The 558-nt window shown below is 48.2% G+C and carries 1 tRNA gene and 2 rRNA genes; all 3 read right to left on the bottom strand.

Annotated features, from left to right (window positions below):
• Positions 1–95, bottom strand: a 23S ribosomal RNA gene (locus tag ACQCN2_RS23330); the annotation flags it as partial.
• Between the two features lie 212 nt (positions 96–307).
• Positions 308–383 (bottom strand) — tRNA-Ala (locus ACQCN2_RS23335).
• Between the two features lie 85 nt (positions 384–468).
• A 16S ribosomal RNA gene (locus ACQCN2_RS23340) occupies positions 469–558 on the bottom strand; the annotation flags it as partial.

Below are 558 nucleotides of genomic sequence, written 5' to 3' on the forward strand. Positions count from 1 at the left end.
GTGCTTACCGCTCCCCGAGGCTTATCGCAGTTCGCTGCGTCCTTCTTCGGCTCCTAGCGCCAAGGCATCCACCGTGTGCCCTTAGTAACTTAACCACGAATTGTATGAACTACAAATGCTGTGTTGCGACGTACAGGACGTACTAGTGTCGACGTTACCAACAGGACGTTGGTGCTCTTAGTCGACCCACATGACGTGGCGCATTTAGCATGTAATCCTTGCATTTGATCAGTACTATTAGTACATCAGTTAAAAATAATCCTTAGCAATATCTTGCGTTATCCAGTTTTCAAAGAACAAATTTATTTGGTGGAGCTGAACGGGATCGAACCGATGACCTCCTGCTTGCAAGGCAGGCGCTCTCCCAACTGAGCTACAGCCCCATTTAGGGATAGTTCCCTAAAAACTAGATAGAATCAATCAAGCCGTTATTTGCTACTCCAATGAAGGAGTGCAAATTCTCCATAGAAAGGAGGTGATCCATCCGCACCTTCCGGTACGGATACCTTGTTACGACTTCACCCCAGTCATCTACCCCACCTTCGGCGGCTGGCTCCT

The organism is Brevibacillus ginsengisoli (assembly GCF_050113715.1).
GTDB classification, from domain to species: Bacteria; Bacillota; Bacilli; order Brevibacillales; family Brevibacillaceae; genus Brevibacillus_H; species Brevibacillus_H ginsengisoli.